This is a genomic window from uncultured Clostridium sp. (assembly GCF_937920395.1).
In the GTDB taxonomy this organism is placed as follows: domain Bacteria; phylum Bacillota; class Clostridia; order Clostridiales; family Clostridiaceae; genus Clostridium_AD.
The window spans coordinates 1-10,326 of the sequence record NZ_CALEVF010000330.1 but is presented as its reverse complement, the minus strand read 5'-3'; the positions used below and the strand labels follow the sequence as shown (position 1 = coordinate 10,326).

The following is a 10,326-nucleotide window of genomic DNA, read 5'->3' as shown; positions in this document are numbered from 1 at the left end:
CCGTATCGGACTTTCACCGACGAGTAAACGCCCATGCCGGGCACACTAAAAATAGGGACAGCAGATAATACATATCTGCTGTCCCTATAAATGTACTCTTATATGAGTTGGATACTTTTCTTCTGAACTATCGTTAAAATAAATACCAAAGTAAACGTAATCATCATACGAATTGATTGTTAAATATTTGACAAACACATTGTGGTGATTTATACTAACCTAGAACTTAAATAAGTAATAATTCAAAAATTTACTAGTATTACCATGTAATTAAAATTTAATTTACAATATATTTAATGAAAATCATTATATAACATCAGTTTGTCTTCAACCATGTTGCGCACATGTGTTAAATAATTATCAATATAACCTGATTTAAAATAATATAAATCAAAAGGAGTGTATATATATGGAATTAACAAACGTAGAAGTATTAAATAAGAAACTAAAAAGTGTAAAAGAAGCTCAAAAAAAATTTTCAACTTATACTCAGGCTCAAGTAGATGAGATTTTCAAAAAAGTAGCAATGGCAGCATTAGAAGCTAGAATACCTCTTTCTAAAATGGCAGTAGAAGAAACTGGTATGGGCTTACTCGAAGATAAGGTAATCAAAAATCATTTTGCAGCAGAATATATCTACAATAAATATAAAGATGAAAAAACATGTGGTGTTATCGAAAGAGATGAAACTTATGGTATAACTAAAATTGCAGAACCAATAGGTGTTGTAGCAGGTATTGTACCAACTACAAACCCTACATCGACAGTAATTTTTAAATCATTAATATGTTTAAAAACAAGGAATGGTATAATATTTTCCCCTCATCCAAGAGCAAAAAAATCAACAATAGCAACAGCAAAATTGCTTTTAGATGCCGCAGTTAAGGCCGGCGCCCCTGAGGGAATAATAGATTGGATAGATGACCCTTCTATAGAACTTTCAAAATTACTTATGAGTGAAGCTGATGTGATACTTGCTACAGGAGGTCCCGGAATGGTTAAATCGGCTTATTCATCAGGAAAACCGGCTATTGGTGTTGGACCAGGAAATACACCCGCAATAATTGATGAAAGTGCAGATATAGAAATGGCTGTGAGTTCAATAATACTATCCAAGACATATGACAATGGTACAATATGCGCTTCAGAACAATCTATAATAGTGTTAGATTCAATATATACTAAAGTTAAAGATGAACTTATTAAAAGAGGAGCATACATATTAAATCAAGATGAAATAGATAAGGTCAAAAATATTATGTTTAAAAATGATAAGATTAATCCAAGTATAGTTGGAAAGTCTGCTTGCGACATTGCCAAGTTAGCAGATGTTAATGTACCGGAATGGACAAAGGTTCTTATAGGCGAAGTTAAATCAGTTGAACTAGATGAACTATTTTCACGTGAAAAATTATCAACAGTATTAGCTATGTATAAAGTAAATAGTTTTGATGAAGCTTTAGAAAAAGCAGAAAGACTCATTGAACTCGGTGGTATGGGACATACATCTTCATTATATGTAGATTCTTTGAGGGAAAAAGAGAAAGTAGAAAAATTTAGTTCTAAAATGAAGACTGTAAGAACTTTTATAAATATGCCTTCAGCTCAAGGGGCTAGTGGTGATTTATTCAACTTTAAAATAGCACCTTCCTTTACCCTAGGCTGTGGATTTTGGGGAGGCAATTCAGTGTCAGAAAATGTAGCACCTAAACATTTGTTAAATATAAAAACAGTAGCAGAGAGAAGGGAAAATATGCTTTGGTTTAAAGTACCAGAAAAAATATACTTCAAATATGGATGCTTAGAATCCGCACTTAAGGAATTAAAGGATATGGGCAAGAAGAAAGCATTTATTGTAACTGATAAAATGCTTTGTGAATTAGGCTATGCAGACAAAATAACAAAAGTTCTTGAAAAAATTGATATAAAGTTTAAGGTATTTTCAGATGTTAAATCTGATCCTACACTTGAATGTGCTTATCAAGGTGCCAAAGAAATGCTTGAATTTGAGCCAGATACCATAATAACAATCGGTGGCGGATCAGCTATGGATGCAGCTAAAATCATGCAAGTGTTATACGAACATCCAGAAGAAAAATTTGACGAGCTTGCAATGAAATTTATGGATATAAGAAAGAGAATACACCATTTTCCAAAGCTTGGGATTAAGGCTATATTAGTAGCAATTCCAACAACTGCGGGTACTGGTTCAGAAGTAACGCCCTTTGCAGTTATAACAGATGAGAAAACAGGAATGAAATATCCACTTTCAGATTATGAATTAACACCTAACATGGCAATTGTAGATGCACAGCTTATGATGAATATGCCAAAAGGTCTAACTGCAGCTACAGGAATAGATGCGCTAACTCATGCTATTGAAGCCTATGTATCTGTCATGGCTACAGATTATACGGATGGATTGGTACTTCAAGCTATAAAAATAATATTCGAATATTTACCAACAGCCTATAGCGAAGGAACTACCAATATAGTTGCTAGAGAGAAAATGGCACACGCATCTACAATAGCAGGTATGGCCTTTGGAAACGCATTTTTAGGAATATGTCATTCAATGGCACACAAATTAGGAGCACAACACCATATGCCTCATGGTATTGCTATTGCAGTACTAATTGAAGAAGTAATTAAATTTAATGCAGTAGATATTCCAGTAAGACAAACTTCATTCCCACAAAATAAATACCCAGATTCAAAAGAAAGATACGCTTCTATTTCTAATTATTTAAATTTAGGTGGGAATACTGATGATGAAAAGGTAGATTTATTAATAAAATCAATTACCAACCTAAAAAAAGAATTAAATATTCCGTTGACTATAAAAGATGCAGGAGTTAAAGAAAAAGATTTCTATTTAACATTGGATGATATGTCTGAAAAAGCGTTTGATGACCAATGCACTAGTGCTAATCCTAGGTATCCAATGATAAGTGAGATAAAACAAATATTTATAAATTCATTTGGTAAAATTAAACCGGAAGTAAAAAAAGATGAGCAGTTTTCTTAATATATAGAATTGTTTTATTTTTACAAAGGAGAATTAACATTGTGGAAAATCAAAATAATATACCAATGCTTGTTATTAGACGGATGACTAAATACCATGCATATTTAAGGAAACTTGTAATTAATGATGTAGTTATAATATCCTCAAAAAAATTTGGTGAGATAATTGGTTTTACCGCTAGTCAAATAAGACGAGATCTAAATTATTTTGGGGATTTTGGTACACAGAGAATAGGGTATAATGTTAAAGAATTATTAATTGAAATCAATGGTATTTTAGGACTCTTAAAAAAACACAATATGATAATAATAGGAGCAAATAATATTGGGAAGGCTATTGCTAATTATACTAGATATAAACAATCAAATTTTAAATTAGTTGGTATTTTTGATGTTAATCCAGAACTTATAGGATTAACATTTCAAAATATTAAAGTGCTAGGCATAGACAAATTAGTAAGCTTCTTAAAGACAACACCAACAGACATCGGGATAATTTGTGTATCAAAGAATTATGCACAAACGGTTACTGATATGATGGTAGAAAATGGAGTTAAGTGTATATTTAATATTACACCTATTGATTTAAAAGTACCAAAAGAAACAATTTTAGAGAATATAAATTTAACTAATAGCTTGTTAACACTCAGGTGTTTAATGAATGACAGGATTTATTAATAAGTAATTCCAGAAAAATACTACCCATAGGAATTTAGGCCTTTGTGCAGTATTTTTTGTTTGCCACTCTGGATATAGTGATATTTCAGGCTCATCTATTAATATAATTGAATTATTAGCCTATAAAAAATTTTAAGATATTCCTCTTAAAAGCAGTTATTTTCCGTTAGAAGATACTCCATTAATATCAAGCTCTTTACCTAAGCTATTTAGTTAAAATTTATATTAATCTCGTCTGCTCAGTATAAAACTCAAAATCATAGGTCTCAAGAGTATCCTCATTTTTAGTGAATTCAACATTTTCTTTATTTCTAAAATTATCCGCTAATACTTTAGCTACATAAATAACATCAAATCTATTATACACAGCACTTCCACCAATACCAGAGAAACAAATTAATTGAATTTTATATTTATTTGCTATTTCAAACATCGGTTCTAAAAGATGCTCTGCATTAGTTTTTGCAAACGGGTTATCCATTATTATTATCTTGCTTTCCTCAAAGTTACCTATGTCCGTTGGTTTCTTTCTCATATAAGAAAGTAAACTCGCTAGCAATATAAACATGGAAACAAATTTTTCTCCACCGGAATTTTTAGAAACGGCTTCCTTCCAGTTCTTCTTTACTAATCCACTTTTCTCTATTTTGAAAATGAATACTCTAATTCTATTAAGGCTTCCTATAAGTTTACCTAATAATATAGCTGTTGTTATTTCACTATCTAAGAACTGACCATAATCACCATCAAGCAACGTTGCCTCATTTACCTTTTCCTTAATATGTTCCCTTAAACCTTGCTCATCTAATATCTCTGGAACCTCAATGATTAACATCTTCTTGCTCTTGTCTTTAATTTTTATACTAGATTTGCTATCAATAGTGGTTAACTCATCGTACACTTCTTTGCTATAACGGGTTATCTGATCTATTACAGCTCCTTCTTCATTTCTTATATTTTCTAATTCGATAGTTAGAACTCTACATTTTCTACCTACTACTTCTATAAGAGACGCAAGCTTACCCTTGTTCTTTATTTTATTCTCATCTCTTACCAAGTCATAAATTCTGTCTTTAATTAATAAGTTTTTTTCTCTGAATCTTTCATAAATGTCGATTAACTTTTCCGATAACTCACTCTCTATGCCTTTATATTCAGAATTTATTCTGCTTTCTTCCCCTATTGTTTTGTTTATAAAAGACTCTACCAAGTTGTAATCATCAAAATTTATAAGTATTTCTACAACTCTCCCTGGCTTTTCTCTATAAATCTGTAATTGAAAGTAAGCCTTTCTTAAATTTTTAAGGTTATTTTCATACTCCCCTACTATTTCCTTTTGTTCCTTTAAATCTCTATATATTTTGTCTTTTCTTTTCTTAAAATTAATATCTTTAATATTCTCTAGAGCTAAAACGTCACTATATCCACTTTTAATGATTTCTTCATACTTAGACTTTTTATATCCATCTAAATTGGAAACTTTCATTTGCTCACTGATTTTCTTATTAGTTTCAGTATCAATGGATTCTTTTAATTCATTAAGTCTCGCTTCTAAATCTTCTTCCTTAAACCTATCATACTTTTCCTGTTTATATTCCTGGTCAATACCACTGTTTTTAAGGATTTTGCTTAGCTTTTTATCCCATTTATCTATTTCACCATTATAGTTCTTTTCATCTTCTTTATCTCTTTTCAAGTCACTTTTATAGTCAAACTCACAAGCTTTAAGTTTTCCTGTGATTTCATGTATTTCTCCTGAAACCATCTTACCTTCATTTACTTCTTTATAGAAGTTATGTTCATTTTGAAATTCTTCAATTGTTTTTTCTAAATCTCTATTTTCTAATTTAATATCAGATGTTTTATCACTAGTCTTTTTTATAAAATCCATTGAAGCATTTAAGTCCTTTTGCTTTTTACCCTCTTGCTCCTTTAAATCTTCCTGATGTTTAATAGAGGCTAAAAACTTTTCATAACCTTGTAATAAATCCTCGAACTTGTTTTTATTTTCATTTAAAATCATTAATTGTTTTTCAAGAACTAAAATTTTATCTTGTAGTTCTTGCTGCTTTTTCCTATTGTTCACAATATCATTTTCCGTAGCAGTTATATCCTCTATTAACATAGTTATTTTACTCTGAGTATTTTTAATGTCCACATTTAGTCTTATATCTTCATTACCAATATACTTATAACTATCTAACGTTTTTTTATAGTAATTAGCATTTTCTATAGCATTCTTAATTTTAGAAATTTCTTCTCTTATAATTTTATCCTTCTTCGCCAGCTCCTGAATAACCTTTTCCTTTTCTTCTTCATCCAGTAATAACTCATTAAAAGATAAAATGAAGTCTTGGCTACCCATTTTTAAAACATTATTAATAACTTCAACTTTCCTTAATTCATTAAGCTTATTTTTATCAATTATAGGAATAAGGATTGAAGATAAAATCTGAAGGTTTTCTTTTGTTAGTATTTCATAATCCCCCCTATTAATGATTAATGAATATGGTATAAAAGGATTATTCTTTATAATTTCTTTCTTCTCATCAAATGAACCTTGGTACTTTTTAAGCCAACTTAAACCATACTCAAAGTCTATACCTTTCTCTTTAAGTTCCTTTTCTAAATCCTTTGGAATCTCCACAAACCCTGTTTCTAATCTTTGTAATTCCAGGTTAACTTCACTCTTTTGTTTTTGAAAGTTATCCTCATGCTTACTTAACTTAAGTAACTCAGCTTCAATGTCTTCTCTAGCTTTATCCTTAAAAGCTACCACATCTTCTTTAAGTCCTCTAATTGCTAATATTTTTATAATATCCTTAGTTTGTGTATTAAAATCTTTTAAATTATGTTGTTTTTCATTATTTTCTATAGCTAACTGACTTTGATCCTTTTGCATAACTGATTTCTTCTGATCTAAAGCATCAATTTTTTCTCTTGAAGCAAGAATATCCTGAGCATTTTGCTTTTTATCATGCTCCACTAATAAAAGCTTCTTATCTAATGAATTCCTATAAAGCTTAAGTTCTTTCTCCTCGTAGGTTTTAAAAAATGGGTTACGAGTTAAATAGAATTTTTTATACTTCTCCTTAAATTTACCTTCTAAAGTTTCGTAATTTCCTATCTCTATTTTTCTACCTGCTATATTACTTTTGATATCTATAAGTTCTTCTCTAATTTTTTTCTCTTTAACTTCCTCATTTTTCATGTCTAATAATAAAGTCTGCAATTTTTATTCCAGTTTAATAAGTTTCTCTTTTAAACTCTTTACCTCATCACCATAAAGCATATTCAAAGTAAATTTATAATTTTTAATGTTTAGGTTTATTTCACTATCTTCCTTTTCAAAATTAGATATTCTCTCTACAACCTCTGAAAGTTTTTGCTTATTATGGTTCATTTCTTCAAAACATTCTGCAGCCAACTGCACTGATAGTGCTTTACTAACTTCTCTATTGTTAATATGAAGTTTATTTAAGCTATCCTCTAAAATATCAATTTTCTTTTGAAGTACTCCTATATTTAAACTGTAATTGCTATATTCATAAGATAACTCTTCATGAGTTACACTTTTCATTTCACTATTTAAATCATATATAAAACTTTCATAATCAAGTTTTTCTTTGGTTTTAATGTTAATAGCTTCATCGACTTTAAGGCATAATGTATATAATTTATTTAGAACCACCATACGCTCCTGCTGCTTTTCTTCTCCCTTACTAAACAAGGGAAGTAAAACTTCACTATCAATTAAAAATTCCTCAAGGCCCTTTACTTCCTCTATTGAATTTTTACTTCTCTTATAGCTTTCTATATATTCTTTAAGATTATCTTTAATGCTTCCTATTTGGTCAGCATCACCATTTATCTTACTTTCAATGATAGGCAAAATTTCTAATTTAATTAAGGCCTCATCATCCTTACATTTATCAAATAAGTTAGATAATCCAGATTCATCGTTGTTTATTTTTTTTATTATTTCCTCCCATTCTTTATGGTTAATTCTATAGCTATCTAGCTCACTGAAGTATTCATTTTTTTTGGTACTGTCATTAAAATTATAGATTTTAAAATTGATTTTTCCTCGACTATAATCTTTCAGTTTTTGTTCCGCTTCTTTAAATCTTAAAATCTTTTGAAGTCCATCCTCATTTTCTATGAAGGGAATATTCTCTATATCATAATCATTTTCCTTCGAATATTTATGAGTAAATGCCAATATTCTTAGTTTGCTTTTTTCATCTTCATTAGTGGTTTCTTTTTTAATAACCATCCCCACAAGAAGTTTTTCATATCCACCATCTAAAACTATTTCATGCATAATATAAGTAGGAGTATTATTAGTAAAATAATCTTCAAAGCTTCTTCCCGATAAATCTCTTTTACTTTTTATAAACGGTTGTATGAAAAATTGAATCAATACAGTCTTCCCCACTCCGTTGTCCATTGAAAACAAGGTACTACTGCCATTTTTATAATCAAATATTTGATTATATATGGTTCTCTTGCCATCATTATAATTCAAATTAATTATTCTAGTTTTACTTAACTTAGGCATTATTTACATCACCACTATCCTCATTTTTAATATCTAAGATCCTATTAATTTCAGAAAGTCTCTCATAATCAAGAAAGTAATTTGATACTAATCTATTCATCTTATTAGTTGGTATAATTACTGTCTCATCCTGAATATTTACTAGCTTTTCCTTCTTTAAGAATCTACAGATTTGATAAATGTACCATCTTCTAGTTCTTATCTTTGCACTATCATCCTCGTTGATAAGAGTGAACCAATATTTAGCTATATCAGATATTGCAAGGTTTGTTTCATCTTCAAGTTGCTTATTGTCTTTTTCCTTTAGAAACTCCAGCTTGTCTGTGAGCTTTTCATCTATTTCTCCAATGTCAATTAAATCTCGCGTTCGGACATTAGAGCCTCTCCCACTATAAAACTCAGATATAAGTACAATTATTATATACATAGCAAGAAAATATTCTATGTTTCTAATATCTGTTCTTCCAAATATTTCTCTTTTTAGCTCAGCTCTCTTATAACCTAAAAACTCATTATCTACATAAGGTATAAGATAAATGGTATCATCGTATTTTTTAATATGAACTTGTACCTCTTCTCCTATTTCGAGAAGGATGTCTTGTACATTATTTTCATTAAAGCTATTATATAATTCTTTATCTTGCTGCAAAGTCAATTCTCCATGTTGTTGAAGAAAATTATATACCCGTAAAGCCAGCTTTATATCATCCATTGAATACATATTCACTACCCCTATTCTACTTCCATATTAAAATTAGGACACCTTACAATGTTAATAGTTGTAAAATCCATTTGCTCTAAAAATTCTTTTTCCTCTGGCCACTCTTTAACTTCCACTTTTTCACCAAATGGTGATTTGTAAAATCTAATCATATTTACATTGGCTAACCTATATTTTTTACTTATTTCTTGTACTAGAATTGTTTTAAAATCAAATTCTATCTCTTCATTTACATAATCTTTTCCACTGCTCTCTATTAAATAATTTACATCAATATCACCAATTCTTAAAAACTCTATAATTACTTCTGCCAGCATCCTAATACTTGGCACAAGCTTTTTATATTCTTTCTCACTAGCACCTCTATAAAATTTGATTAAGGCCTTAAAATCAGTACTTTTCTTGCCTATGACAAACTCTAATATAGTAGCAACTATCTCCTGATATTGTTGCCTTTTCTCCTTAAGTTTTTTCTCCTGCTCCATATCCTTATCTATATTATCTATAAGTACCTGGTCATCTTCCATATCAATACCGTACATATTCTGCTTCTCAAAAATTTTATTTATGTTAAAATACTTTTTCAAACTGCTATTAAACAGTGGATTAAAGAGCATATGGATATTTTCTAGTTTGTTTGCATCCTCCTCTATAGGCTTTAAAATATTCTCCTTAATGTCTATTCTCTTAATATTATAGTAATAACTTATATCCTCCAAAGCCTTTATGTATTCCTTTTTAAACTCAAAATGCTTATTTATTAGTTTTCCTGCCTTTTGAGATATACTTATAAGTAGTTCTTTAATTCTTCCAAGCTGCCTTAATGATTCGTAGGAGCTTTCAAGTGTAATACCATCTACTCCTCTAAGACGTTTTTCCTCTAAAATAATTATAGTCTTAAGCTCATCAAATTTAGTATTTTGCTCTCTTAAAACCTCTATATTTTTAACAAAATCCTCTTCAAATTCATCTTGGTTTATAGCAAGAATATTTTCTTTAGTTTTTATAATAAAATTATTTATAATGTTAATTTGAGAAGTTACAAGATTATTTAGATTTTCTATAGCCATTAGACCCTGTGTGAAATTTTTTCTTTTTAAACTTAACTCTAGTACCATTTGATTTATATCAATCTGAGTTTTTTCATCCACCTCAAAAGAACCTAATAAAAGCCTATAACCCTCTTCAGTCAAATAGAAAGTACTCTTATCTTTGTTACTTTTAGAAGGTCTTTGCTGAAGCAAATGATACTGAAAAGTTACAGTTTTATTTTCTATATAATTAGTTACTACTCAGCCATTGCAAATAGCAAAAACCCTTTTATTGGCAAAAAGGGTTT

6 protein-coding genes are annotated in these 10,326 nt (G+C 29.5%); 2 read left to right on the top strand and 4 right to left on the bottom strand.

Annotated features, from left to right (window positions below; all coding sequences use genetic code 11):
* Positions 1-385: 385 nt before the first annotated feature.
* Together adhE and Q0649_RS20200 are read left to right on the top strand one after the other, a co-directional pair.
* A complete protein-coding gene (gene adhE / locus Q0649_RS20205) occupies positions 386-3,028 on the top strand; it encodes a bifunctional acetaldehyde-CoA/alcohol dehydrogenase (RefSeq protein WP_298846084.1) in 2,643 nt (880 codons plus the stop codon).
* A 41-nt stretch (positions 3,029-3,069) separates the two neighbouring features.
* The gene (locus tag Q0649_RS20200; protein WP_298846081.1) at positions 3,070-3,705 is read left to right on the top strand and encodes a redox-sensing transcriptional repressor Rex; all 636 of its coding nucleotides are present in this window, start codon (positions 3,070-3,072) and stop codon (positions 3,703-3,705) included.
* Positions 3,706-3,925: 220 nt separating this feature from the next.
* On the opposite strand, the gene Q0649_RS20195 is transcribed toward Q0649_RS20200, so the two are convergent.
* The 4 genes from Q0649_RS20195 to Q0649_RS20180 are packed head-to-tail and all read right to left on the bottom strand — an operon-like array spanning position 3,926 to position 10,231.
* Entirely contained in the window at positions 3,926-6,916 is a 2,991-nt protein-coding gene (locus Q0649_RS20195; RefSeq protein WP_298846078.1) for a hypothetical protein, read from the bottom strand.
* A 24-nt stretch (positions 6,917-6,940) separates the two neighbouring features.
* Entirely contained in the window at positions 6,941-8,266 is a 1,326-nt protein-coding gene (locus tag Q0649_RS20190; RefSeq protein WP_298846075.1) for a hypothetical protein, read from the bottom strand.
* Complete coding sequence (locus tag Q0649_RS20185) at positions 8,259-8,987, bottom strand: DUF6063 family protein (protein WP_298846072.1); 729 nt, start codon at positions 8,985-8,987, stop codon at positions 8,259-8,261. The genes Q0649_RS20190 and Q0649_RS20185 overlap by 8 nt, the downstream gene beginning before the upstream one ends.
* An 11-nt stretch (positions 8,988-8,998) precedes the next feature.
* Positions 8,999-10,231 (bottom strand): hypothetical protein, encoded by a 1,233-nt coding sequence (locus Q0649_RS20180; RefSeq protein WP_298846069.1) that lies wholly within the window; start codon positions 10,229-10,231, stop codon positions 8,999-9,001.
* Between the last annotated feature and the right edge of the window lie 95 nt (positions 10,232-10,326).

Coding starts and splice junctions, on each gene's coding strand:
- Q0649_RS20195 (WP_298846078.1), bottom strand. CDS start 6,916: ATGAAAAATGAGGAAGTTAAAGAGAAAAAAATTAGAGAAGAACTTATA.
- Q0649_RS20190 (WP_298846075.1), bottom strand. CDS start 8,266: ATGCCTAAGTTAAGTAAAACTAGAATAATTAATTTGAATTATAATGAT.
- Q0649_RS20185 (WP_298846072.1), bottom strand. CDS start 8,987: ATGTATTCAATGGATGATATAAAGCTGGCTTTACGGGTATATAATTTT.